This window comes from Nocardioides sp. BGA-UO-ETr-FS32 (genome assembly GCF_059567905.1).
In genome coordinates, this window is sequence record NZ_JCAQOX010000014.1 from 652,081 (window position 1) to 675,416 (window position 23,336).

General features: G+C 72.1%; 24 protein-coding genes. 6 read left to right on the forward strand and 18 right to left on the reverse strand.

Annotated elements, in window-relative coordinates:
• Positions 1-17: 17 nt before the first annotated feature.
• Positions 18-1,433, reverse strand: a complete 1,416-nt coding sequence (locus tag AC57BS_RS12915) for a glycoside hydrolase family 32 protein (RefSeq protein ID WP_496411850.1) — start codon at positions 1,431-1,433, stop codon at positions 18-20.
• Between the two features lie 266 nt (positions 1,434-1,699).
• On the opposite strand from AC57BS_RS12915, the gene AC57BS_RS12920 reads away from it, so the two are divergent.
• Positions 1,700-3,331, forward strand: a complete 1,632-nt coding sequence (locus AC57BS_RS12920) for an alpha-amylase family protein (RefSeq protein WP_496411982.1) — start codon at positions 1,700-1,702, stop codon at positions 3,329-3,331.
• Between the two features lie 137 nt (positions 3,332-3,468).
• Here AC57BS_RS12920 and AC57BS_RS12925 read toward each other — a convergent pair whose 3' ends face one another.
• Genes AC57BS_RS12925 through AC57BS_RS12940 form a run of 4 tightly spaced genes read right to left on the reverse strand, consistent with a single transcriptional unit; the run spans position 3,469 to position 7,784 of the window.
• Positions 3,469-4,734, reverse strand: coding sequence for an ABC transporter ATP-binding protein (locus tag AC57BS_RS12925; RefSeq protein WP_496411851.1), 1,266 nt, complete (start codon positions 4,732-4,734; stop codon positions 3,469-3,471).
• 7 nt (positions 4,735-4,741) lie between these two features.
• Positions 4,742-5,584: a carbohydrate ABC transporter permease gene (locus AC57BS_RS12930; protein WP_496411852.1), complete on the reverse strand. Its 843-nt coding sequence runs from the start codon at positions 5,582-5,584 to the stop codon at positions 4,742-4,744.
• Positions 5,584-6,540, reverse strand: coding sequence for a carbohydrate ABC transporter permease (locus tag AC57BS_RS12935; RefSeq protein ID WP_496411853.1), 957 nt, complete (start codon positions 6,538-6,540; stop codon positions 5,584-5,586). The genes AC57BS_RS12930 and AC57BS_RS12935 overlap by 1 nt, the downstream gene beginning before the upstream one ends.
• A complete protein-coding gene (locus tag AC57BS_RS12940; RefSeq protein WP_496411854.1) occupies positions 6,537-7,784 on the reverse strand; it encodes an extracellular solute-binding protein in 1,248 nt (415 codons plus the stop codon). The genes AC57BS_RS12935 and AC57BS_RS12940 overlap by 4 nt, the downstream gene beginning before the upstream one ends.
• A gap of 108 nt (positions 7,785-7,892) precedes the next feature.
• Between AC57BS_RS12940 and galK the strand changes: the two genes are divergently transcribed.
• The gene (gene galK / locus AC57BS_RS12945) at positions 7,893-9,047 is read left to right on the forward strand and encodes a galactokinase (protein ID WP_496411855.1); all 1,155 of its coding nucleotides are present in this window, start codon (positions 7,893-7,895) and stop codon (positions 9,045-9,047) included.
• Positions 9,048-9,059: 12 nt separating this feature from the next.
• Here galK and AC57BS_RS12950 read toward each other — a convergent pair whose 3' ends face one another.
• A complete protein-coding gene (locus tag AC57BS_RS12950) occupies positions 9,060-9,983 on the reverse strand; it encodes an alpha/beta fold hydrolase (protein ID WP_496411856.1) in 924 nt (307 codons plus the stop codon).
• Between the two features lie 91 nt (positions 9,984-10,074).
• On the opposite strand from AC57BS_RS12950, the gene AC57BS_RS12955 reads away from it, so the two are divergent.
• Positions 10,075-10,908, forward strand: a complete 834-nt coding sequence (locus AC57BS_RS12955; protein ID WP_496411857.1) for an alpha/beta hydrolase — start codon at positions 10,075-10,077, stop codon at positions 10,906-10,908.
• On the opposite strand, the gene glpX is transcribed toward AC57BS_RS12955, so the two are convergent.
• Genes glpX through AC57BS_RS12980 form a run of 5 tightly spaced genes read right to left on the reverse strand, consistent with a single transcriptional unit; the run spans position 10,873 to position 14,764 of the window.
• On the reverse strand, positions 10,873-11,886 hold the full coding sequence (gene glpX / locus AC57BS_RS12960; RefSeq protein WP_496411858.1) for a class II fructose-bisphosphatase: 1,014 nt from the start codon (positions 11,884-11,886) through the stop codon (positions 10,873-10,875). The genes AC57BS_RS12955 and glpX overlap by 36 nt on opposite strands.
• A 1-nt stretch (position 11,887) precedes the next feature.
• Positions 11,888-12,832 carry a sulfate/molybdate ABC transporter ATP-binding protein gene (locus AC57BS_RS12965; protein WP_496411859.1) on the reverse strand — a complete coding sequence of 315 codons (945 nt, stop codon included), beginning with the start codon at positions 12,830-12,832 and terminating at the stop codon, positions 11,888-11,890.
• Between the two features lie 5 nt (positions 12,833-12,837).
• Entirely contained in the window at positions 12,838-13,620 is a 783-nt protein-coding gene (modB, locus tag AC57BS_RS12970; RefSeq protein ID WP_496411860.1) for a molybdate ABC transporter permease subunit, read from the reverse strand.
• The gene (modA, locus tag AC57BS_RS12975) at positions 13,617-14,360 is read right to left on the reverse strand and encodes a molybdate ABC transporter substrate-binding protein (RefSeq protein WP_496411861.1); all 744 of its coding nucleotides are present in this window, start codon (positions 14,358-14,360) and stop codon (positions 13,617-13,619) included. The genes modB and modA overlap by 4 nt, the downstream gene beginning before the upstream one ends.
• Positions 14,357-14,764, reverse strand: coding sequence for a TOBE domain-containing protein (locus AC57BS_RS12980; RefSeq protein ID WP_496411862.1), 408 nt, complete (start codon positions 14,762-14,764; stop codon positions 14,357-14,359). Before AC57BS_RS12980 ends, modA begins: the two co-directional genes overlap by 4 nt.
• 184 nt (positions 14,765-14,948) lie before the next feature.
• Here AC57BS_RS12980 and AC57BS_RS12985 point away from each other — a divergent pair, with 184 nt between their 5' ends.
• The gene (locus AC57BS_RS12985; protein WP_496411863.1) at positions 14,949-15,491 is read left to right on the forward strand and encodes a DUF4245 domain-containing protein; all 543 of its coding nucleotides are present in this window, start codon (positions 14,949-14,951) and stop codon (positions 15,489-15,491) included.
• Here the strand turns inward: AC57BS_RS12985 and AC57BS_RS12990 are convergent.
• Positions 15,488-15,700, reverse strand: a complete 213-nt coding sequence (locus AC57BS_RS12990; RefSeq protein WP_496411864.1) for an exodeoxyribonuclease VII small subunit — start codon at positions 15,698-15,700, stop codon at positions 15,488-15,490. The genes AC57BS_RS12985 and AC57BS_RS12990 overlap by 4 nt on opposite strands.
• Entirely contained in the window at positions 15,693-16,946 is a 1,254-nt protein-coding gene (xseA, locus tag AC57BS_RS12995; RefSeq protein WP_496411865.1) for an exodeoxyribonuclease VII large subunit, read from the reverse strand. The genes AC57BS_RS12990 and xseA overlap by 8 nt, the downstream gene beginning before the upstream one ends.
• 70 nt (positions 16,947-17,016) lie before the next feature.
• On the opposite strand from xseA, the gene AC57BS_RS13000 reads away from it, so the two are divergent.
• Positions 17,017-18,015 carry a 4-hydroxy-3-methylbut-2-enyl diphosphate reductase gene (locus tag AC57BS_RS13000; RefSeq protein WP_496411866.1) on the forward strand — a complete coding sequence of 333 codons (999 nt, stop codon included), beginning with the start codon at positions 17,017-17,019 and terminating at the stop codon, positions 18,013-18,015.
• Positions 18,016-18,023: 8 nt separating this feature from the next.
• Positions 18,024-18,647, forward strand: a complete 624-nt coding sequence (locus tag AC57BS_RS13005) for an L-threonylcarbamoyladenylate synthase (protein WP_496411867.1) — start codon at positions 18,024-18,026, stop codon at positions 18,645-18,647.
• A 1-nt stretch (position 18,648) separates the two neighbouring features.
• Here the strand turns inward: AC57BS_RS13005 and AC57BS_RS13010 are convergent, their stop codons facing one another.
• From AC57BS_RS13010 to AC57BS_RS13030, 5 genes are all read right to left on the reverse strand, one after another.
• Complete coding sequence (locus AC57BS_RS13010) at positions 18,649-19,905, reverse strand: hypothetical protein (RefSeq protein ID WP_496411868.1); 1,257 nt, start codon at positions 19,903-19,905, stop codon at positions 18,649-18,651.
• Positions 19,902-20,450 (reverse strand): SigE family RNA polymerase sigma factor, encoded by a 549-nt coding sequence (locus tag AC57BS_RS13015; RefSeq protein ID WP_496411869.1) that lies wholly within the window; start codon positions 20,448-20,450, stop codon positions 19,902-19,904. The genes AC57BS_RS13010 and AC57BS_RS13015 overlap by 4 nt, the downstream gene beginning before the upstream one ends.
• 66 nt (positions 20,451-20,516) lie before the next feature.
• Complete coding sequence (locus AC57BS_RS13020) at positions 20,517-20,963, reverse strand: DUF6542 domain-containing protein (RefSeq protein WP_496411870.1); 447 nt, start codon at positions 20,961-20,963, stop codon at positions 20,517-20,519.
• A gap of 22 nt (positions 20,964-20,985) precedes the next feature.
• Positions 20,986-22,143, reverse strand: a complete 1,158-nt coding sequence (locus AC57BS_RS13025; RefSeq protein ID WP_496411871.1) for a DNA recombination protein RmuC — start codon at positions 22,141-22,143, stop codon at positions 20,986-20,988.
• Positions 22,144-22,211: 68 nt separating this feature from the next.
• Positions 22,212-23,165 carry an aldo/keto reductase gene (locus AC57BS_RS13030; protein ID WP_496411872.1) on the reverse strand — a complete coding sequence of 318 codons (954 nt, stop codon included), beginning with the start codon at positions 23,163-23,165 and terminating at the stop codon, positions 22,212-22,214.
• Positions 23,166-23,336: the final 171 nt, after the last annotated feature.

Here is a 23,336-nt window from a genome sequence, read left to right on the forward strand (position 1 = left end):
CCCGACGCGATCGGGACTCAGACGAGGACGGCGAGGTGCCTGATGTGCGCCTCGCCGTCCTCGGCGTAGAGGACCAGGCCGGTGCTGGCCGGGTCGGGGAACACCTGGTCGGTGAGCACGACCTCGCCGTCGCCGGCGAACACCTCGACCGAGGACACGTCGACGACGACCTCGAGCCGCAGCGGGCCGTCGCCGGCCACCAGCGGGGCCGTGTGCTCGGCTGCGAACCCGGGGTGGAAGTCGGTCTCGCCAGACGTACGACGGTCCAGGCCGACGGTCCCGGTCGCCGGCTCGACCCACACGGTCGTCCGCTCCTCGCCCCCGACCCGCACGTGCAGGCCGACGCGACGGGCGTCTCCCGGTTCGACCTCGAGGACCACCCGGCAGGTGCCTGCGTCGACCGGCAGCACCAGCTCGCCGGCCAGCGAGTGGTCCCGCAGCTCGTACGCCGCAGGCGCCGGGCGTACGACGGGTCGCTGCGCCACCACCAGCTCGCCGTCGCGTCGGCGCAGCGACAGCCGCCGGGCCAAGCTCATCGCGCCCCGGTGGTCGGTGGCAGGCACGGCGACGGCGTACTGCCAGTTGCTCATCCAGGCCTGCACGACCGGCTCCGGCCCGGGGGCGCCGGCGTAGGAGACGCCTGCGTAGAAGTCCGCGCCGTGGTCGAGCCACCGCGCGGGCTGGCTCGTCACGAAGCCCGCGTCGGTGAGCTCGCCGACGAAGTACTGCATGCCCGAGCCGCCGGCCGGCGCTCCGTCGACGACGCTGACGAGCAGCAGCCAGGCGGTCTCGCCGGGCGATCCCTCGACGGGCACCCGGACCAGGTCAGGGCACTCCCACAGGCCCTCGACCGCCCCCTCCGGACCGAACGACGAGACGTGCTCCCACCCGATCAGGTCGGCGGAGCGGTAGAGCTCGACGGTCCGGTCGTCCGCCAGCACCAGCACCATCCACCACGCGTCGTCGTGGCGGAAGACCTTCGGGTCGCGGAACGCGGTCGAGCCGACGTCGAGGACCGGGTTGGCGTCGTACGGGGTCCACGTGCGCCCGCGGTCGAGGCTCCACGAGAGCGACTGCCGCTGGAGCCCGCTGACGGGGTCGAAGGACGTCCACAACGCCACGAGCGGCCCGGCGCCGTCGCGGCCGAGGCCCGAGGTGTCGTCGGCGTCGTGCACGACGCTGCCCGACCAGACGTGCTCGGTGTCGGTGGCTGCGAGGGCGATCGGCAGCTCGGTCCAGTCGAGCAGGTCCTCGCTCACCGCGTGGCCCCAGGACATCGGTCCGTGCACGATGCCCTCGGGCCAGTGTTGGAAGAACAGGTGGTGCTCGCCGTCGTGCACGACCAGACCGTTGGGGTCGTTCATCCAGCCGCGGCGCGGGGTGAAGTGGTCGCGCGGGCGTGGGATCGGGGTCGGCGTCGGGTCGTGGCTCACGAGCACCCAGCGTAGGTCGCAGGGCCCGTCGGTTTCGCCATACTGGGGCCGTGACCAGGACCGACACCGGCTTCGAGGACCGCCTCGCCGCGCACGAGCCAGACCTCCTCGACACCCTGGGGCGGGTCTACGGACCCGAGGCAGCGCCCGCGGTCGCACGTACGCTCGTCGGGATCGCCCGGGCCGCGCACGACGCGCGTCCCGACGACCTGCGCGAGCTCGACGCGCGGCGGCTGGGCGAGCCGGACTGGTTCCAGCGGCCGTCGATGGTGGGCTACGCGGCGTACGCCGACCGGTTCGCCGGGACGCTGCGCGGCGTCGGCGAGCGGGCGCCGTACCTGCGTGACCTCGGGGTCGGCTACCTGCACCTGATGCCGCTGCTGACGCCGCGCCCGGCGCCCAACGACGGCGGCTACGCGGTGATGGACTACCGCTCCGTGCGCCCCGACCTCGGCACGCTCGACGACCTCCGCGAGCTGACGACGACGCTGCGCGCCGACGGGATCAGCCTGTGCCTCGACCTGGTGCTCAACCACGTCGCGCGCGAGCACGAGTGGGCTGCCGCAGCCCGGGCGGGCGACCCCGACAAGCGGGCCTACTTCCACGTCCACCCCGACCGCGAGGTGCCGGACGCCTACGAGGCCTCGCTGCCAGAGGTGTTCCCCGACTTCGCGCCCGGCAACTTCACCTGGGACGACGACCTCGCGGGCTGGGTCTGGACGACCTTCAACGACTACCAGTGGGACCTCGCCTGGTCGAACCCCACGGTCCTGTGCGAGTTCGCCGACATCATCCTGTCGCTGGCCAACCTGGGCGTGGAGGTGTTCCGGCTCGACGCCATCGCCTTCATCTGGAAGCGCCTCGGCACCAGCTGCCAGAACCAGCCCGAGGTGCACGACCTCACCCGTGCCCTGCGCACGGTCGCGCGCATCGCCGCTCCCGCCGTGCTCTTCAAGGCCGAGGCGATCGTCGGTCCGGCGGACCTGCCGGCCTACCTCGGGGTGGGGGAGCACGCCGGCCGGGTGAGCGACCTCGCCTACCACAACGGGCTGATGGTGCAGATCTGGTCGATGCTCGCCTCCGGTGACGCGCGGCTGGCGACCCACGCGCTCCAGCAGCTGCCGCAGCCCCCGTCCACCACGGCCTGGATCACCTATGCCCGCTGCCACGACGACATCGGGTGGGCGATCGCCGACGAGGACGCCCGGGCCGTGGGCCTCGACCCCTTCGCCCACCGGCGGTTCCTGTCCGACTGGTACTCCGGTGCGTTCCCGGGCTCGTGGGCGCGCGGACTGGTCTTCCAGCAGAACGAGCAGACCGGCGACCGCCGGATCTCCGGCTCACTGGCCTCGCTGGCGGGGCTCCAGGCCGGCGACCCGGACGCCGTCGCACGCATCCTGCTCGCCCACGCGATCATCCTCGGCTTCGGCGGCCTGCCCGTGATCTGGATGGGCGACGAGCTCGGCCTGCTCAACGATGCCGGCTGGGCCGACGACCCTGCCCACGCCGCCGACAACCGCTGGGTGCACCGGCCGAGGATGCCGTGGGACGCGGTCGGGTCGGATCCGCACGGCATCACCGCGGGCCTGCGCCACCTCCTCGACGTACGCCGGGCCCTGCCGCACCTGCACGCGGCCAGCCCGACCGAGGTCTGGGACCCCCGCGACGGCGGTGTGCTCCTCGTCGTGCGGCGCCACCCCGACGGCCCGCTCCTGGGGGCGTACAACGTCACCGGGCGCGAGGCGTGGGTCGCCGCCGATGTCCTGCACTGGCTCGGCCTGCACGACGACGCCCTCGTCGACGCGCTCACCGGCAGCGCGCCCGAGCTGCACGACGGCGCCGTTCGGCTCCCGCCGTACGCCGCGGCCTGGCTGCACCTCGGGCCTGCCCGGGGCTGAGTCCCCCTCCCAGTGGCAGAGTCCCCCTCCCAGTGGCAGAGTCCCCGCCCGAGCGGGGAGTCCGCCACCTGGAGGGGCGTACGACCCCCACCAGGTGTCGGACCACCCCTCCAGGTCCGGCGTTCGCGCGTCCGGGGTCAGGTCGTCGCGGCGTCCGACCCCGGCTTGACCTGGTCCTGCTCGTGGCCGATCTCCTCGGCCTTGGCGAGCGCCTCGGCGCCCGGGACGATGCCCGCGTTGTCGGGGTCGATCGTGAGGTTCTCGCCCGTCGCCGGGTCGAAGAGGTGGATCTTGCGGGCGTCGACCCAGATCGTGGCGTCGTCGCCCTCGCTGATCCGGCTCGCGCCGTCGAGCGAGACCACCAGCTGGGTGCGCAGCGACTCGCCGTCGAGGTCCTTCTCGAGCTGGGTGAGCTGCTCGCGCACCTCGGGCGGGGCCTCGAAGGGGATGTAGGCGTACGCCTCGTTGCCCAGCCACTCCACGACGTCGACGGTCGCGTGGAACGTCGCGTCGTCGGTGACCTTGTCGCTGTCGACGACGTCGGCGTCCTCGAAGTGCTGCGGCCGGATGCCCGCGATGAGCAGGTCCTTGCCCTGGGCCTTGGCCGCCCGCTCCTCGGGGATCGTCACCGTGCCGAACGGGAGCTCGACGCGGTTGCCGTCGACCTTCGCGGGCAGGAAGTTCATCGGCGGTGAGCCGATGAAGCCGGCGACGAACAGGTTGGCGGGGTTCTCGTAGAGCTCGCGCGGCGTGGCGTGCTGCTGGAGGACGCCGCGCTTGAGCACCGCGACCCGGTCGCCCAGGGTCATCGCCTCGGTCTGGTCGTGGGTGACGTAGACCGTGGTGATGCCCAGCCGCTTCTGCAGGCGCGAGATCTCCGTACGCATCTGCCCGCGCAGCTTGGCGTCGAGGTTGGACAGCGGCTCGTCGAACAGGAACGCTTCTGCGTCGCGCACGATCGCACGACCCATCGCCACCCGCTGACGCTGGCCGCCCGACAGGTTGCCGGGCTTGCGCTCGAGGTGCTCGTCGAGCTCCAGGGTCTTGGACGCCTTGCGCACCTTCTCGTCGACCTCGGAGTCCGACTTGCCCGCCAGGCGCAGCGGGAACGCGATGTTCTCGTAGACCGTGAGGTGGGGGTAGAGCGCGTAGTTCTGGAACACCATCGACAGGTTGCGATCGCGCGGGGCCAGGTCGTTGACCCGCTTCCCGCCGATCATCATGTCGCCCTCGGTGATGTCCTCGAGCCCGACGATCATCCGCAGCAGCGTGGACTTTCCGCAGCCCGACGGCCCGACCAGGATCAGGAACTCGCCGTCCTCCACGTCGATGCTCACGTCGTTGACGGCCGGGAAGCCGTCGCCGTACTTCTTGACGATGTTCTTCATCTCGATGGCAGCCATGAGCTGATCACCCCTTCACTGCGCCGGAGGTCAGTCCGGCGACGATCTTGCGCTGGAACAGCAGGACGATGACGATCACCGGCAGTGTGACGATGACCGACGCCGTCGCGAGCTGCGCGTACGGCGGGTTGAACGGGTCGGGTCCGACGAAGTACGACAGCTGTGCCGGAACCGTCCTCGAGGACGTGGTGGAGGTGAGCGAGATCGCGAGGACGAACTCGTTCCAGGCGAAGAAGAACGTCAGGATCGCCGCGGTGAACACACCGGGTGCGGCGAGCGGGACGATCACCTTGCGGAAGGCCTGCCACGAGGTGGCGCCGTCGACCTGGGCCGCCTGCTCCATCTCCCACGGGATCTCGCGGAAGAAGGCGGACAGGGTCCAGATCGCCAGCGGCAGCGTGAAGGACATGTAGGGGATGACCAGGCCCGGCCAGGTGTCGAACAGGCCGAACGTGGTCCACATGTCGAACAGCGGCCCGACCAGCGCCACCACCGGGAACATCGCGATGGCGAGGGCCAGTGAGAGCACCAGCCGCTTGCCCTTGAACTCCAGCCGCGCGATGGCGTACGCCGCCAGGGTGGCGAAGATGACCGAGAGCACGGTGGCGATCAGCGAGATGCCGAAGGAGTTGATCAGCGCCCGGGTGAAGTCGGGGTTGTCGAGGATCGCCCTGTAGTTGTCGAGGGTCGGCTCCTGGGGGAGGAACTGCGGGCTCCCCGCGCCGGTCTCGCCCTCGGACTTGAAGGACAGCGAGATGATCCACGCCACCGGGAACAGGCACCACAGCATGATCAGGGCGAACCCGATCCAGGTGCCGACAGCGGTCTTGCCGCTCGTGTTGCCTGCCATCAGCCCTCACCCCTCGCCTGCGCCAGGTCGACGCGGAAGACCTTCACGATTCCCCACGCCAGCAGCAGCACGGAGAGGAACAGCAGCACCGACATCGCCGAGCCGAGGCCGAGCTGCATCTGCTCGATGACCTGTCGATAGGTGAGGAACGAGATCGACTGCGTCCCCTCCGCACCCTTGGTCATCACGAAGATGTTGTCGAAGATCCGGTAGGCGTCGAGCGCGCGGAACAGGACCGCCACCATGATCGCGGCCCGCATGTTGGGCAGGATCACCTTGGTCAGCCGCTGCCACCACGTGGCGCCGTCGACCTTGGCCGCCTCGAGCATGTCCTCGCTGACCTGGGCCAGTCCGGCCAGCAGCAGCAGGGCCATGAACGGGGTCGTCTTCCAGATCTCGGAGACCATGATCGCGAACATCGCGTGCCAGTAGTCACCGAACCAGTTGGTGTCCTCCGCGATCCACGGCAGCCAGTTGAACCACGCGTTGACGAACCCGTTGTTGAGCGAGAACGCGAACTGCCACGCGAAGGCCGAGACGACCGTGATGATGCCGTAGGGGATCAGGATCGAGGTGCGCATCAGGCCGCGGGCGAAGACGATGCGGTGCATCACCATCGCGAACGCGAACCCGATGACCAGCTCGACCGCCACGGTGACGACCATGATCAGCACGGTGGTGCCGGTGCTCAGCCAGAACTGGTCGTCGCTGAGGATCGTCAGGTAGTTGTCGACGCCCACGAAGGCCCGGTCGTCGGGCGCGGTGAGGCGGTAGCGGAACAGCGACAGGTAGAGCGCCTGGAGCATCGGGTACGCGGTGACCAGGAGCATCAGCACCACGGCCGGCGCGACCAGCTTGAGCCCCAGCTTGTTCTCCGCCGCGCTGCGGTCGGAGGCCACGGCCTTGTTCTTGGACGTGGTGCGCGTCGGGGTCTCGGGAGCAGTCGTGGTGCTCACAGCAGGTCACCGCCCTTCAGGACGTCCTCGATGAACGTCGACGACCGCCCGGGGGTCTCGCCGTCGACGGACCGCGGGGGGTGCCAGATGTTCTGGATGGATCCCGACACGTCGCTCCAGTAGGGGGTGACCGTACGGGGGGCCGCCGCGTCGACGCTGTCCTGGAAGAGCTGGAGCAGGTCTGCAGGGAAGTTCTTCTGCAGCGCGGGGTACTCGTAGCCCTTCGTGCTGGCCGGCATGTTGCCGGTCAGGTCGGCGTTGATGCCCTGCATCTCGGGGCTGACCAGGCACTCAGCCGCCTCGAGCGCGAGGTCCTTCTCCTCGGAGTAGGCGCTGACGCCGATGCCGATGCCGCCGTAGGGGGGCCGGGACTCCTCGCCCTCCACCGTCTGGGGGTAGCGGGCGTAGCCGATGTCCTCGGCCACGTCGGGGGCGGTCTCGTCGTAGTTGTTCCAGATGAACGTCCAGTTGACCTGGAACGAGCCCTCGTCGGAGCCGAAGGTCGAGCCGGCGGTGCCCTCGTTGGACACGCTCAGGTCCGCCGGCGCCGCCTCGGAGGTGGCGAGCTTCTCGATGATCTCGGCGGCCTTCTTGCCGGCGTCGCCGCCGAGGGTGATGTCGGCGTCGACGCCCTCCTCGGGCTTCTCGAGGATCTGGCCACCGGCTCCCTCGACGAGGGAGTTGATCCACACGACGTAGCCCTCGTACTTGTTGGCCTGGACGCCGATCTTCGCGTCGTTCTCGCTGGCCGCGTCGATGATCTGGTCCCACGTGACCGGCTGCGACATGTCGATGCCGGCCTTCTCGACGAACGACTTGCGGTACCAGAGGACCTGGGTGTTGGACCAGAACGGGAAGACGACCAGCTGGTCCTTCCAGGTGGCTGCGTCCATCGCGCCCTTGAACGTCCCCTGCTCCTCGAGTCGGGCCTTGGCCTCCTGGGGGACCTCGGCGAGGAACCCCGCGTCCGCGAACTCCGCGGTGAACGGCGGGTCGATCGACATCAGGTCGATCGAGGTGTCCTTGGCCGCAAGGCGACGGGCGAGCTGGATGCGCTGCTGGCCGGCGTCCTGGGGGAGGACCTGCGTCGAGATCGTGTACTCGTCGGTCGAGCACTCCTTGGCGATGGCGGCCTGGCCGCCGCTGTCGGGATTGATGTACCAGGTCAGCTCGGGAGTGCCGCTGTCGCCACCACAGGCGGCCAGCAAGCCGCTCGCGAGGGCGAGCGTGGCGAGCGGTGCCACCCTCCGTCTTCCCCCTGGCCGGCCTCGTTGCCGGATCGACGGTGCTCGTGACATCCGCGCCCTCCTCGTGTCTAGTTGGGCCTCTGGTCTAGTGGGCCTCCACACGTTTTGGCAACATTCATCCCATTCCAACGGGTACTGACGAAAAGGGTTTCGATGACCGTCTGGCGTGCCCCCGGGCGCATCAACCTGGTCGGTGAGCACACCGACTACAACGACGGCTTCGTGCTGCCGTTCGCGCTCGAGGTCGGGTGCACCGCTGTCGTGGCGCCCGCCTCCCCGGGCCAGGACGGGTGGTCGGTTCGCTCGGCGCAGCAGCCCGAGCCCGTCGCCGTACGCCGATCCGGGCTGGCCGCGGCACCCGACGTTCCCGAGTGGTCGCGCTACGTCCTCGGTGCGCTCTGGCTGCTGACCGACCGCGGCGTCGACGTCCCGGCGCTCGACCTCGAGGTCGACTCCGACGTGCCGTCCGGCGCGGGCCTGTCCTCCTCGGCCGCGCTCGTCTGCTCGGTCGCGCGGGCCCTCGACGACCACCTCGGCCTCGGCCTCGACGACGACGCGTTGTTCGCGCTGACCCGCGACGTCGAGAACGACGCAGTGGGGGCGCCGACCGGCGGGATGGACCAGCTGGTCAGCCTGCGCGGCGAGGCGGGCCACGTCCTGTTCTGCGACATGCGCAGCCACGAGACGCGCGCGGTGCCCCTCGACCTCGCCGGCAACGGGCTGGCCGTGCTGGTCGCCGACACCCGCGCGCCGCACCGGCACTCCGACGGCGAGTACGGCGCCCGGCGCAGCGGGTGCGAGGAGGCGGCGCGCCGGCTCGGCGTACCCGCCCTCCGTGACGTGACGGCCGCCGACCTCGACGACGCGCTCGCCCAGCTCAACGACGACGAGCTGCGGCGCTACGTCCGGCACGTCGTCACCGAGGACGACCGGGTGCTCTCGGTGGTGCGGCTGCTCGACGAGGGCCGGTTGCCGGAGATCGGCGAGCTGCTCACCGCCTCGCACATCTCGATGCGCGACGACTTCCGGATCACCGTCCCGGAGGTCGACACGGCCGTCGACGCCCTGCACGAGGCGGGCGCGCTGGGAGCGCGGATGACCGGCGGCGGGTTCGGTGGCTGCGTGATCGGACTGGTGCCGGAGCAGTCCGTCGAGTCGGCGGGCGAGGCCGTGCGCGCCGCCTTCGCCGATGCCGGCTTCGGCGAGCCGTCGCTGTTCACCGCGGCCCCCGCGGCGGGGGCGCACCCGATCGCCGGCTGAGGAGCCGACCGGTCAGGACGCGCGGTCGGCCGTGCGCGCGATCGCCTCGACGAGGGTCTCGAAGAGCTCGGGCGGCAGGTCGTGGCCCATCCCGTCGACGGTGAGCAGCTCGGCGCCGGGGATCGCGGCCGCCGTCGAGCGGCCGCCGCTGAGGTGGACCATCTTGTCGGCCGTGCCGTGCACGACGAGGGCGGGCACGCGCAGGCTGCGCAACCGCTGGGTGCGGTCGGGCTGCCCGAGGACGGCCAGCATGTGCCGCATCGTCCCGTTCGCGCTGTAGCCGCGGTCGAAGGTCTCGCCGGCGCGCTCGGCCAGCCGCTCCGGCGTGGCCGGCCAGGCGGGGGAGCCGATCACACCCCAGAAGGCCACGCTGGTCGCGACGTACGACTCGCGCCCGGGCTTGCGGGGTGCGAGCAGCGCCGGGATGAGCCGCGGGTCCTGCCAGCCGACCGTGCGCCGTCCGGTCGTCGACATGATGCTGGTCAGCGACCGCACCCGCGTGGGGTGCTCGACGGCGACGGTCTGCACGATCATGCCGCCCATCGAGACGCCGGCGACGTGCGCGGAGTCCCAGCCGAGGTGGTCCATCAGGGCGACCGCGTCGCCGGCCAGGTCCGACATCGAGTACGGCGCGCGGGTCCGGCGCCCGCCGAACGCGCGCACGAGCTGGCCGCGCGTCACCCGCGCCCGGATGCGCGTCGAGCGGCCGGTGTCGCGGTTGTCGTAGCGGACGACGTGGAAACCGGCCGCCGCGAGCATCAGGCAGAGCTCGGTGTCCCACCAGTTCATCGGGCCGCCGAGGCCCATCGCGAGGAGCAGGGGCTCGCCGTCGGGGTCACCGAAGGTCTGGTAGCACAGCTCGACCTCGGTGCCGACCGGCGCGAAGAGCTCCTCGGAGACGACGGGCGCCTCGGTGGAGGTACGACGGGGTGACATGCCCCCAGTGAACACGACGCCCATCCCCAAAAGAATGCAACGTGGGGGACATCCCCCATTCCACGCGGCCTCTGGGCTATGTTCGATGATTGTGACCCAGCGCACAGTGGCGGCATTCCTGACGCCGGACGGCTTCTCGCAGCCTTCCGTGGCGGCCGTCCTGCGCGAGGGATCGCTGGTGGCGGAGGTCGGCCGCTACGCCGCGCACGCCTTCACCTCCCGCGGCGAGCGCCGTCGTACGCCCCTCGGCGCGCGACCCGTACGGGTGGGCGAGCCCGTGCTGCTGGTGCCGGGGTTCCTGGCGGGGGACTCCTCGCTCGGCCCGATGAGCCGGTCGCTGCGCCACCAGGGCTTCCGCACCTACCGCGCCGACGTACGCGCCAACGTCGGCTGCACGCTCGGCGCGGCCGCCCAGCTCGAGGAGCGGCTCGAGGAGATCGCGCAGCGGCGCGGCGCAAGAGTTCGAATCGTCGGCCACAGCCTCGGCGGGATGCTGGCTCGCGGGGTCGCCGCGCGCCGCCCCGACCTCGTCGCCGGCATCGTCACGATGGGCAGCCCGATGCTCGCACCGGGCGCGCACCACGCGTCGCTGGCGCGCAGCGTCGACCTGCTGGTGCGGCTCAACCGCGCCGGGATGCGGCGGCTGATGGCAGAGGACTGCGTCGCCGGGAGGTGCGCCCAGGAGAGCTTCGACCAGGCGCGGGCGACGCTGCCCGACGACATCGACTTCACCGCGATCTTCTCCCGGCGCGACGGCATCGTCGACTGGCGCGCCTGCATCGACCCCGCCGCGACCGCGGTCGAGGTGCGCTCGTCCCACGTCGGGATGGCGTTCGACCCGGCCGTCATCGCCGCTGTGTCGACGGCGCTGCGACCGCGCCCGGTCGCCTCAGCTGTCGAAGTCGATCGAGGACAGACCGCGTAGCTTCGAGAGGCGGTGCTCGGCGGTGATCGAGCGCACCGTGCCGCTGCGCGAGCGCATCACGAGCGAGTGCGTCGTGACGCGCTCGCCGCTGTAGCGGACGCCGCGCATCAGCTCGCCGTCGGTGATGCCGGTGGCGACGAAGAACGCGTCGTCGCCGGTGACCAGGTCGTCGGTGCCGAGCACGACGTCGGGGTCGAGGTCGTGGCCGGCATCCAGGGCGCGCTGGCGTTCGTCGTCGTCCTGCGGCCACAGCTGGCCCTGGATCACGCCGCCGATGCACTTCATCGCGCAGGCGGTGATGATGCCCTCCGGCGTGCCGCCGATGCCGAGCATGAGGTCGACGCCCGTGTCGGGGCGGGCCGCCATGATCGCGCCGGCGACGTCGCCGTCGGTGATGTACTTGATGCGCGCGCCGGTCTCGCGGATGTCCTCGACGAGCCTCGCGTGGCGCGGCCGGTCGAGCAGCACGACGGTGACGTCGTGGACCGAGAGGCCCTTGGCCTTGGCGACGCGGGCGATGTTCTCCTTGACCGGCAGCCGGATGTCGACGACGTCCGCGGCCTCGGGGCCGGTGGCCAGCTTGTCCATGTAGAACACCGCGCTCGGGTCGTACATCGAGCCGCGCGGCGACACCGCCAGCACCGAGATGGCGTTGCTCATGCCCTTGGCCGTCAGGGTGGTGCCGTCGATCGGGTCCACCGCGACGTCGCACTCGGCGCCCGTGCCGTCGCCGACCTCCTCGCCGTTGAAGAGCATCGGGGCGTTGTCCTTCTCGCCCTCGCCGATGACCACGGTGCCGCGCATCTCGACCGTGGAGATCATCACGCGCATGGCCTCCACGGCCACGCCGTCGGCGTCGTTCTTGTCGCCGCGCCCGACCCAGCGGCCGGCGGCCATGGCGGCCGCCTCGGTGACGCGCACCAGCTCGAGGGCGAGGTTGCGTTCGGGCATCGGGGCACTGGCGCTCATGTCGCGCATGTTATCGACGCGCGGGATAGCGGCTCACCGCGGTCGCCTTGGCCGACAGCCACACCTCGCTGCCGGGCACCAGGCCCAGCTCGACGGCCGCGGCGGGGGTGAGGTCGGCGAGCAGGTCGGGGGAGGCGTGGACCAGCAGGCGTACGGCGTCGCCGTGCGGCGCGAGGCTCGCGATCGTCCCGCGCCACCGCAGGCGCGTCGAGCCCTCCGGCTCGTGGAGGGAGACCACCACCGAGTCCGGGGTGAACGCGATCATCTCCTCGCCCTCGGTGACGAGGTTGAGGCCGACGAGTCGCGCCACGTGGGGCGTACGGGGCTCGGCGGCGACCTCCGCCGGTGGGCCGACCTGCGCCACCACCCCGTCGTCGAGCACGAGCACCCGGTTGGCCAGCGTCAGCGCGTCGATCGCGTCGTGGGTGACGAGCAGCGCGACGCCCGGGAAGTCGCGCAGGTGCCGGCCGAGCTCGATCCGCAGCGCCATCTGCACCGAGACGTCGAGGCCGGAGAACGGCTCGTCGAGCAGCAGCACGTCGGGCTCGGTGGCGAGAGCCCGGGCGATCGCGACCCGCTGGGCCTGGCCGCCGGAGAGCTCGCGCGGTCGGCGGTCGGCGAGGTCGTCGATCCCGAAGCGCTCGAGCCAGTGGCGCGCGACGCGCTCGGCGTCCCCGCGGCTGCGGCCCCGCGCCCGCGGCCCGAACGCCACGTTGTCGAGGGCGGACAGGTGCGGGAACAGGCTCTGGTCCTGGAAGACGTAGCCGACCCGTCGCTCGGGCACGTCGAGGTCGGTCCAGTCGGCGTCGCCGACCTGCACCCGGCCCGGCTCGAGACCTGCGATCGCCCGCAGCAGGCTGGACTTGCCGGCGCCGTTGGGGCCGATCACGACCAGGACCTCGCCCGCATCGGCAGTCACGTCGGCGCGCACGCGACCGGGAATGTCCACCTCCACGCGCATCATCGCGCCACCGCCCATCGTTCCCGCAGCAGGACCAGCACGCCGACCGAGAGCACCAGCAGGATCAGGCTCAGGGTCCGCGCGACGGCGGGGTCGCTGTTGAGGGCGACGTAGATCAGGCTCGGCATGGTCTGGGTGGTGCCGGGGTAGTTGCCGGCGAACGTGATGGTCGCCCCGAACTCGCCCAGGCTGCGGGCCCACGCCAGCGCGCTCCCGGCCAGCACCCCCGGCAGGGCCAGCGGGAGGGTCACCCGGCGGAAGGTGGTCCACCGGCCGGCACCGAGGGTCGCGGCCACGACGTCGTACGACGCCCCGTGCGTGCGCAGCGCGCCCTCGACCGCCAGGACGTAGAACGGGAGGGAGACGAACACGTGGGCCAGCACCACGCCGGCGGTGGTGTAGGGGATGGTGAAGGGCAGGTGTTGCCCGAGGAGGCCGCTGCGACCCAGTGCGGTGACGAGCGCGACGCCGGCGACGACCGGCGGCAGCACGAGCGGGACGAGGACGAGGGCGCGCACCACGCGGCGGCCGCGGAAGTCGACGCGCGCGAGCAGCCACGCCAGGGGAGTGCCGAGCAGGACGCACGCCACCACGGTGAGCAGGCTGCTCACCGTCGTGATGACCAGCGCCTGCCTGACGAGCTCGGAGCCGAGGTGCTCGGGCACGGTGCGCCAGGGGGTGCCGAGGACGAGCGTGACCAGGGGCACGACGAGCACGGCGACGCCGACGACCGCGGGGACGAGGAGGACCGTGGGCGCCCGGCCGAGGCGAGGGCCCGTCACTGGCCGCCGCCGAAGACGCGCGGCGCCTCGAAGCCTGCGTCGCGGAGCACCGCCTGCCCGTCCGGGCTCCGGACCAGCTCGACGAAGTCGGACGCGGGGGCGGACCCGTCCAGGACGGCGATCTCGTAGATCGTGGACGGGGCGGCCTCCTCGGCCTCGACCGTCTCGACAGCATCGCCTGCGGCGAGGGCGTCCGTGCGGTAGACGAGGCCAGCGTCGACCTCGCCGGCGACCACGCGGGCGAGGACGGCCTTGACGTCCACCTCCTCGGTGACCGGCTCGGCCTGGCTGGCGCGCCGGGCGAGCGCCGTCTCGGCCAACGCCCCACAGGGCGCGCTCGAGACGCACCTGGCCCAGTCGACGCCGGGCAGCGCGAGGCTGCCCAGTCCGGTGACGTTCGCAGGGTTCCCCGGAGGCGTGACGATGACGAGCTCGTTGAGGGCGAACGTCTCGGGCTCCCGTGCCGTGGCACCACCGTCGACGGCGACCCCCATCGCTCGTGAGTCCGCCGTGGCCAGCACGTCTCCCGGAGCTCCGTCGACGGCCTGCTCGGCGAGCGTGGTCGACGACCCGAAGACCACCTGGACCTCGACGCCGGGGTGCTCGTCCTCGAAGGCCTCGGCGAGCTCGGTGAACGTCCCGGTGAGGCTCGCCGCGGCAAGCACCGTGAGGGTCTCCTCGTCGTCGCCCCCGCAGGCGGCGAGGGGCAGCAGGAGGACGAGCGCGGCCAGCCCCCTCACCGGGGCACCTCCACCACCACGTTGGTGGACTTCACGCTGGCGATGGCGCGTACGCCGGGCTCGAGGCCGAGCTCGTCGGCGGCGTCGCTGCTCATGAGCGACACGACACGGTACGGGCCACAGATCATCTCGACCTGGGCCATGACGTGGTCGCGCTTGACCCGGGTGACGATCCCGCTCATCCGGTTGCGCGCACTGACCGTGCCGGCGCGCGTGCGGTCGCGCTCGGCGACCTCGCCGGACTCGACGAGCTGCTCGGCGAACTCCGCGAGGTCGGGGCCGGTCACGGTCGCCCGGCCCTCCGTGCGCCGGGACGGCAGCCGCCCGGCGTCGACCCAGCGGCGTACGGTGTCGTCGCTGACCGCCAGGATCTCGGCGGCCTCCGCCAGTCGGTAGGTGATCACGCTGAGAGTATGCCGCACCTGCGGACATATGGCGGCTCATCCTGCCGCCCCCGCGGTTCCCCGCGGTCCGCGACCTGAGGCTGTAACGCCGGGTTGGGCGTTGTAGGCACCCCGTTCTACGGGGGGTCCTACATGCACTAACCCGGCGTTACAGCGCTACAGGCGGGCTGGGAGGATGGGAGGCGTGAGTGGGCAGGGACAGCCGAGTCGGTACACGCGCTCCTTCGGCGGCATGACCGGCGCCCTCATCGTCACGGTCATCGCGGTGCTGGCCTTCGTGGCGTGGCGCGGACTGTTCCGCACGGACGTCGACGACACCCCGGTGGCGGTCGACTGGCGGGAGAGCGTCGAGCTCGCCCAGCAGGCCGACCTCGACGTCGTCCACCCGCGCGAGCTCCCGGCGGGATGGATCGCGACGAGCGTGGACCTGTCCGCCGGCGACGACCCGCAATGGGGGATGGGCGTGCTCACCGACGAGGGGAAGTTCGTCGGCATCCGGCAGCAGGACACCTCCGTCGACGACCTGGTCGAGCTCTACGTCGACGAGAAGGCCGAGTCGGGCGAGGAGGCGACGATCCCCTCGGAGATCACCGACACCTGGCAGACGTGGAGCGACGAGGGCGGCGACCGCGGCTACTCCACCGAGATCGGCGACGAGGCGCTGCTGGTCTTCGGCTCGGCGCCGGTCGAGGAGATCGAGGCCTACGTGGGGCTGCTGACCCGCTAGTCCTCGGACTCGGTGCCCATCGCCTCGTCGAGGCGCTTGCGCGCGCCGTCGAGCCACTGCTGGCAGACCTTCGCCAGCGCCTCGCCGCGCTCCCAGAGCGCGAGCGACTCCTCGAGGGTGGTCCCGCCGGCCTCGAGGGTGCGCACGACCTCGATGAGCTCCTCGCGGGCCTCCTCGTAGGTCAGCTGGTCAGGGGTGGCGTCACTCATCGGGGTCCTCCTCGACCAGGGTGGCGGTCTCGACTCGATCGGTGGTGGCATGGATCCGGCCGTCGGCGACCCGTACGGACACCGTGGCGCCGGCAGCGGTCTGGTCGACCGAGGTGACGACGTGGCCGTCGGCGTCCTGGAGGACGGCGTACCCGCGTCGCAGCGTGGCGAGCGGCGACAGCGACTGGGCGCGGGCGCGCTGGTGGCCGATGTCGTCGGCGGCGCGGTCGAGGCGGTGCGAGAGCGTACGCCGGGCGCGGGCGAGCAGCTCGTCGACCTCGTCCGACCGGGCGGTGAGCAGGTTGCGCGGGTCGGCCATGGCAGGACGCGAGCGGACCTGGGCCAGCCACTCCTGCTCGCGGGCCACCCGCTGGGTGATCACCTGGCGCAGCCGCTCGCGCGCCCACGTGACGCCGTTGAGCTCCTCGGCCATGTCGGGCACGACGAGCTTGGCGGCGTCGGTCGGGGTCGAGGCGCGTACGTCGGCAACGAGGTCGAGCAGCGGCTGGTCGGGCTCGTGGCCGATCGCGGACACCACGGGAGTGCGCATGGCGTGCACCGCCCGGATCAGCGCCTCGTCGGAGAACGGCAGCAGGTCCTCGATCGACCCGCCGCCGCGGGCGACCACGACGACGTCGACGTCGGCGTTGCGCTCGAGCCGGTCGAGCGCCTCCATCACCTCCGCCGCCGACCGCGTGCCCTGCATCGCGGCGTAGGCGACCTCGAACTCCACCGCGGGCCAGCGGCGGCGGGCGTTCTCCAGGACGTCGCGCTCGGCGGCGCTGTTGGGCGCGGTGACCAGTCCGACCCGGCCGGGCAGGAAGGGCAGGTCGCGCTTGAGCTCGGCGGCGAAGAGGCCCTCGGCGGCCAGCAGCTGGCGGCGGCGCTCGAGGCGGGCGAGGAGCTCGCCGAGGCCGACCATGCGGATCTCCCGGGCGGCGAGGGAGAACGAGCCCCGGTTGGCGTAGAAGCTCGGCCGGGCGTGCACCACGACGCTCGCACCCTCGACGAGGGGTGGGTTCATCGAGTCGACGAGGGAGCGTGGGCAGGTGAGGGTGACCGAGATGTCGGCGACGGTGTCGCGCAGCGTCATGAAGACCGTCTGCATGCCGGGGCGGCGGTTGACCTGCGCGATCTGGCCCTCGACCCACACCGCGCCGAGCTTGTCGATCCACTGCGACACGGCGTTGGCGACGGCCCGCACCGGGGCCGGCGACTCGACCGTGGCGTCGCGGAGTGAGGGCACGCCGCGAGGATAGGGGAGGGGTCGGACACGGCGCCGCAGGCGGGCTGGCGCGGCCCGTAGACTCGGGCCCATGAGCACCGACCTCGGCCTTCCGCCCGTCCTCGACCCGGAGACCGCCAAGAACGTGCTGCTGGCGGCCCCGCGCGGCTACTGCGCCGGTGTGGACCGGGCCGTGATCACCGTGGAGAAGGCGCTCGACCTCTACGGCGCGCCCGTCTACGTGCGCAAGCAGATCGTGCACAACAAGCACGTGGTCGCCAACCTCGAGTCGCGCGGCGCGATCTTCGTCGAGGAGCTCGACGAGGTCCCCGAGGGGCGGACCGTGGTGTTCTCCGCCCACGGCGTCTCGCCTGCGGTCCACGCGCAGGCCGCCGAGCGCGGCCTCAAGACGATCGACGCCACCTGCCCGCTCGTGACCAAGGTCCACCACGAGGCGCGGCGCTTCGCCTCCGACGACTACGACATCCTGCTCATCGGCCACGAGGGGCACGAGGAGGTCGAGGGCACCGCGGGCGAGGCGCCCGAGCACATCCAGCTGGTGCAGAGCCCCGACGACGTGGCCGGCATCGTCGTACGCGACCCGGCCAAGGTCGCCTGGCTCTCGCAGACCACGCTGAGCGTCGACGAGACCCTCGAGACGGTGGCCGCGATCCGCGAGAAGTTCCCGCTGCTGCTCGACCCGCCGAGCGACGACATCTGCTACGCCACCCAGAACCGTCAGCTCGCGATCAAGGAGATCTCGGCCGCGGCCGACCTGGTGATCGTGGTCGGCTCGCGCAACTCCTCCAACTCCGTACGCCTCGTGGAGGTCGCCCTCGAGGCGGGCGCCAAGGCGTCCTACCTCGTCGACGACCACACCGAGATCGACGAGGCCTGGCTCGACGGCGTGGAGACCGTGTCGGTGACCTCCGGCGCCTCCGTGCCCGAGGACCTGGTCGAGGGCGTCCTCGCCTTCCTCTCCGAGCGCGGCTACCCCGACGCCCGCGCGGTCCACTCGGCGGAGGAGTCGCTGATCTTCGCGCTGCCACCCGAGCTGCGGCGCGACCTGCGCGCCGCGCAGAAGGCCTGAGGCCGGTCATGGCGCGCTACCTCGACATCCACCCCGACAACCCGCAGCCGCGCCTGGTCTCCCAGGTCGTCGACGCGCTCCGCAACGACGAGCTCATCGCCTACCCCACCGACTCCGGCTACGCGCTGGGCGCGCGGCTGGGCAACCGCGACGGCCGTGACCGGATCCTGCGGATCCGCGAGCTCGACGACCGCCACCACTTCACGCTGATGTGCAAGGACTTCTCCCAGCTCGGGCAGTTCGTCCACGTCGACAACAACGCCTTCCGGGCGATCAAGGCCGCGACGCCGGGTCCCTACACGTTCATCCTGCCGGCGACGGGCGAGGTGCCGAAGCGGCTGATGCACCCCAAGAAGCGCACGGTCGGCGTACGCATCCCCGACCACACGCTGGTGTGCGCCCTGCTCGAGGAGCTCGGCGAGCCCATCCTCACCAGCACGCTGATCCTCCCCGGTGAGACCGAGGCGCGGACCATGGGCTGGGAGATCAAGGAGGACCTCGACCACGTCGTCGACGTGGTCGTCGAGTCCGGCGAGGTCACGGCCGAGCCGACTTCGGTGATCGACTGGTCCGACGCGGAGCCCGTCGTCGTACGCCACGGGGCGGGCGACGTGTCGCGCTTCGAGGAGTGACTCACTCGAGCCGGGCCACGTTCCAGACCACGTCGTAGACGTCGTTGTCGCTGCTGGGTCCGGGTGAGGTCCAGAGCAGCAGCCCGTCCACCAGTGCCCGCTGCTGGTCGTGGGTGGCGAGGCCGATGCGGTGGATCGCGAGGTCGTCGAGGTCGAGCACGTAGGTCGAGGAGTCGTCGGGGTTCCTGTCGGGGGCGCCTCCCGCGAGGAGGACATGTGGGTCGTCGCCCGCCGTGGCGGACACGTCGGCAATCTCGATTCGTCGACCTGCATCCGGTCCGAAGACGACCGTGTGCGGCCGAGGGAACTTCGATCCGCTGTCGCAGAGGTAGGTCACGACCGGGCGATCCCCGGCCCACAGCACGGTGGGAGCCACATCGGGGAAGGCGGCGGGCTCGTCGCACCCTTCCGGCCTCCGGTCGGACAGCTCGGTCTCTCCCGCCGGCGTGGACACGACCACCCGACCGTCGGGATCGGCGCGCAGCACGGAGTCGCCCGCCCACGCCACGGCGGCGCCCCGGAGACCCGGCTCGATGCGCGCCTGACCGCCCTCATCGAGCGCGGCCGACCACCAGTGCAGCGGAGCGGACTCGCCCTCCATGGTGCTGCCGATGTGGACGCGGTCGTCCGGGGCGAGCTCGACCCGAGGTGGCATGTGCACCTCTACCCCGTATGGCACCCGGATCACCTCGCGTCGCCACGTGCGAGCCGTACGGTCGAAGACCAGCACCGAGTGGCCGTTGCCCTGCGCGTCGACCAGCACGAGGCGATCGACCGCCAGGTCGACCGGGATCGCCTCGAATGGACGCCCCGGAGGCGTCGGCAGCCACGCGGTCCGACCCGTGCCGGGGTCCAGCAGGCCGAACTCGATCTCGCCGCTGGCGTTGGTGTAGCGGCTCCGAAGGACCAGGCCGTCTTCCGTGAGCCCCTCCAGGCGGTCGTACTCCAGCGAGGAAGGGCCAGCGTCGCGCCAGGTCGTGCGGGTCGTCGTCAGTGGGTCGACCCGGAGCGGCACCGCCCGGTCGATGTCGACGCGGTCGATCTCAGCAGGCGCCGGGTCAGGGTCGGGCCGCTCGGGTCCCGACAGGACCGTGGCGACCACCAGCGCGGCTGCCGCCAGCGAGCCGACGCCCACTGCCGCGGCGGCGCGTCGCCGCGTACGACGTTCGCCTGCCCGGGCGATCGCCTGCGGGTCGATGACGTACGACGGCGCGTCCGCCACTGCCTCGCGCAACGCGGCTCGCAGCTCTGTGCTCACGGCAGGACCTCCTGGGCGGGGGCGGGGGCGTCCGCGGCGGGGGTCCGCAGGTCGCCGCCGTGGCGGGCGTACGCCGCGCGCAACGCCTCGAGCCCACGCGCGGTCTGGCTCTTCACGGTGCCAGGACGGCAGCCCAGCGTCCGGGCGACAGCCTCGACGTCGAGGTCCTCGTAGTAGCGGAGCACCACGCAGGCGCGCTGGCGCGCAGGCAGCTCCGCGAGGGCTGCCAGCAGGAGTGCCCGGTCGACGACCTGACCGGTGGCGTCCTCGACCGATCCGTCGACGAGGTCGAGCGTCGGGACCTCGTGGGAGGAGCGCTTGCGGGCCTGGTCGATCGCTGCGTTGATCGTGACGCGTCGCGCGTAGGCGTACCGACCGTCGCCGGGGTCGAGGCGGGGCCAGGCGACGTAGACACGGATCAGCGCTTCCTGGGCGAGATCGGCGGCGCGGTCCCAGTCGCCGCACATGAGGTATGCCGCCCGGCGCAGGCCCGGCGCGGCCGCGCGGGCGAACGTGGCGAACTCGTCGTCGTCCGTCCTGGCCATGTCACCTCCCGCACCTCATGGTGAGATACGAGGTGGCACCCCGAACAGGTTGCAGGCGCCCGCGCTTCACGGGGCGGGCTGCCCGAGCTCGCGCTCGAGCTCGCCGACCATCCCGGCCTCGCCCTCGCGGTGCAGGCGCCAGGCGAGCCAGCCGAGGCAGAGCGCGTAGCCGACGAACAGGGCGACGCCGTGGGTGGCGACGCCCGACACGACGGCCTGGAGCAGGCTGTCGCGCGGGTCGGCCACCGCGGACCGGGCGACGAGGGCGACGAAGCCGAAGACGGTCGTCATCAGCAGCGGCGGAAGCAGGGCGACCATGTAGAAGTCACGCCGGCGCACGAGCGCGGCGAGGCCCAAACACATCACCACGAAGCAGAGGTCGAAGAACAGGGTCAGGCGGCCGACCAGCAGCACGTCGATGCTGACGGCCGTGAGCGTGACCGCGACGCCGAGGGACACCACCTGGCGGCCGGGCTCGTGCCCGACCTCCCAGAACGCCTCGGCGTGTCTCACGGCCCTCAACCTAGGGCGGCTCTCAGGCGCCCCGGGCGCGGCGCGCCGCAGGGGAGGACTGCTCACGCTCGAGCAGGTCGTCGAGGGTCGGCTGGCCGGGGCCGTCGGCGACCTCGTCGAGGACCGCCAGCTCGGGCGCCGCGAGCGAGCGCGCGACGGCCTCGACCTGGCGCGGCTCCTCGAGCGCCTCGTTGGTGACGCCGAGCTCGGCGAAGCGTCGCGCGGACACGAGCACCCGCCCCTCGAGGGAGCCCATCGCCTGGTTCCACGCGACGACGCTCGCGTTGAGGGAGCGACCGACCCGGTCGAGGTGGCCGGCCATCGAGCCCAGGCGGGCGTGCAGCTCCTGCCCGAGGCGCTGCACGGCCTGGGCCTGCTCGTTGAGCACCTCGTGCTGCCAGCCCTGGGCGACGGTGCGCAGCAGCGCGATCAGCGTGGAGGGGGTGGCGAGCACGACGTTGCGCGCGGCGGCCTGCTCGACGAGGTCGGGCACCGCCTGCAGCGCGGCCTGGAGGATCGCCTCGCCGGGCAGGAACAGCACGACGAACTCGGGCGTGCCGGCCAACGCCTCCCAGTAGCGGCGGGAGCCGAGGTCGGCGACGTGCTTGCGGACGTGCTCGCCGAGCCGGGCCAGGGCCTCGTCGTGCTCGGCGGGTTCGTCGGACCCGCTGAGGTCGAGGAAGGCTGCCAGCGGCGCCTTGGCGTCGACGGCGATCGTCCGCCCGCCGGCCAGCGACACCACCAGGTCGGGGCGCAGCCGGCCGTCGTCGAGGCGGGTCTGCTCGGCGAAGTCGCAGTGGTCGACGAGCCCGGCGAGCTCGACGGTGCGCCGCAGGTGGAGCTCGCCCCACTGGCCGCGCACCTGCGGCTTGCGCAGTGCGGTGGCCAGGGTCGTGGTCTCGCGGCGCAGGCTCTCGGTGGAGTGGCGCATGTCGGCGACCTGCTGGTTGAGCTGGGCCTGCCACGCCGTCCGGTCGTGGGCGAGGTCGCTGAGCTGGTCCTGGAGCCGGTCGAGGCCGTCCTGCACCACGGCGTGCTCGGCGACGCGCTGCTGGAGCGCGGCGATCGCGGGGTCGTCGGCGGGGCGGCTGCGCGACCACAGCACGCCGATGAGGGCACCGAGCGCGAGGCCGACGGCGAGGACCACCGCCAGGGTGAGCAGCAGGGGGAAGGTGTCCATGGCTCCAGCATGGACGCGACCACCGACAGTCTCGGGGAGGCCGGGCATCGGGGCCGGGTGGCGAAGGCTCAGTCGAGGAGATCGGACGCCGCGGCCAGGCGGTCGAGCTCGTCCGGGCTCAGCTCGACGACGGTCGAGGCGACCAGCTCGTCGAGCTGGGCCGCGTCCGTGGCCGAGGCGAGCGGCGCGACGACGTGGGGCTGCTGCCTGAGCCACGCCAGTGCGACGCTCGCCGCAGCGGCGCCGTGGTCTCCGGCGACCGCCTCCACGGTGTCGAGCAGGCCGAGGCCGGGCGGGGTGAGGAGTGGCGCCACTCCGGCGCCGCGAGCCCTGCCCTCGGTGTCGGCGGGGGTCCGGTACTTGCCGGACAGGAATCCGCCTCCGAGCGCGCGGTAGGGGAGCACCGCAAGGCCGGAGGCGGCCGCGCGGCTGGCGAGCCCGGTCTCGAACGGCTTCCGGTGCACCAGGCTGTAGTGCGGCTGCAGTGCGACCGGCGCGGCAAGCCCGTGCTCGTCGGCTGCGGTGAGCCAAGCGTCGACCGTGTCCACGTCGAAGTTGGACAACCCGATAGCGCGGATCTTGCCCGCGCGGACGAGCGCGTCGAACGCTGCCGCGCTCTCCTCGACGGGCGTCAGGTCGTCCTGGTAGTGCGCGAAGTAGAGGTCGATGTAGTCGGTGTCGAGCCGACGCAACGACTCCTCGACCGATGCCGTCACCACGGAGGCGGAGAGCCCGTCGAAGCGCGGATGGTTTCCGACCTTGGTGGCGACGAGAACACGGTCACGGTTGCCGCGTCGGCGCAGCCAGGTGCCGAGGATCGACTCCGCCTCGCCGTCGGAATAGGTGTCCGAGGTGTCGATCAGCCGGCCTCCGGCGGCTTCGAACCGGTCGAGGACGGCGTGGGCCCCGGTCGCATCGGTGGTCCGGCCGAACGTGTTGGTGCCCAACCCCAGCGGCAGGGCGAGCTCGTCGCCCCACAGTCGATCCGAGCCGTCGGGTCTGGTCGGGTGCGGCGTGGTCATCTGCTCTCCTCGGCGATCGACATGCAACAGAGCCCACCACACCGCACCGACATCCACCGGCCCGCCCGCCGAGGTAGCTCAGTGGGGCCTGGTCGTCCCGCGCCGCGGATCGTCGCCATTCCTCACTGGACTACCCCACGACGACAGCCAGAGCTCACCGGACCTCCCCGA

Bases quoted from the DNA above. Each gene is read 5' to 3' on its own strand.
- AC57BS_RS12920 (WP_496411982.1), top strand. From the start codon at position 1,700: ATGGTGGGCTACGCGGCGTACGCCGACCGGTTCGCCGGGACGCTGCGC.
- AC57BS_RS12925 (WP_496411851.1), bottom strand. From the start codon at position 4,734: ATGGCTGCCATCGAGATGAAGAACATCGTCAAGAAGTACGGCGACGGC.
- AC57BS_RS12930 (WP_496411852.1), bottom strand. From the start codon at position 5,584: ATGGCAGGCAACACGAGCGGCAAGACCGCTGTCGGCACCTGGATCGGG.
- AC57BS_RS12950 (WP_496411856.1), bottom strand. From the start codon at position 9,983: ATGTCACCCCGTCGTACCTCCACCGAGGCGCCCGTCGTCTCCGAGGAG.
- glpX (WP_496411858.1), bottom strand. From the start codon at position 11,886: ATGCGCGACATGAGCGCCAGTGCCCCGATGCCCGAACGCAACCTCGCC.
- AC57BS_RS12990 (WP_496411864.1), bottom strand. From the start codon at position 15,700: ATGAGTGACGCCACCCCTGACCAGCTGACCTACGAGGAGGCCCGCGAG.
- AC57BS_RS13000 (WP_496411866.1), top strand. From the start codon at position 17,017: ATGAGCACCGACCTCGGCCTTCCGCCCGTCCTCGACCCGGAGACCGCC.
- AC57BS_RS13005 (WP_496411867.1), top strand. From the start codon at position 18,024: ATGGCGCGCTACCTCGACATCCACCCCGACAACCCGCAGCCGCGCCTG.
- AC57BS_RS13015 (WP_496411869.1), bottom strand. From the start codon at position 20,450: ATGGCCAGGACGGACGACGACGAGTTCGCCACGTTCGCCCGCGCGGCC.
- AC57BS_RS13025 (WP_496411871.1), bottom strand. From the start codon at position 22,143: ATGGACACCTTCCCCCTGCTGCTCACCCTGGCGGTGGTCCTCGCCGTC.
- AC57BS_RS13030 (WP_496411872.1), bottom strand. From the start codon at position 23,165: ATGACCACGCCGCACCCGACCAGACCCGACGGCTCGGATCGACTGTGG.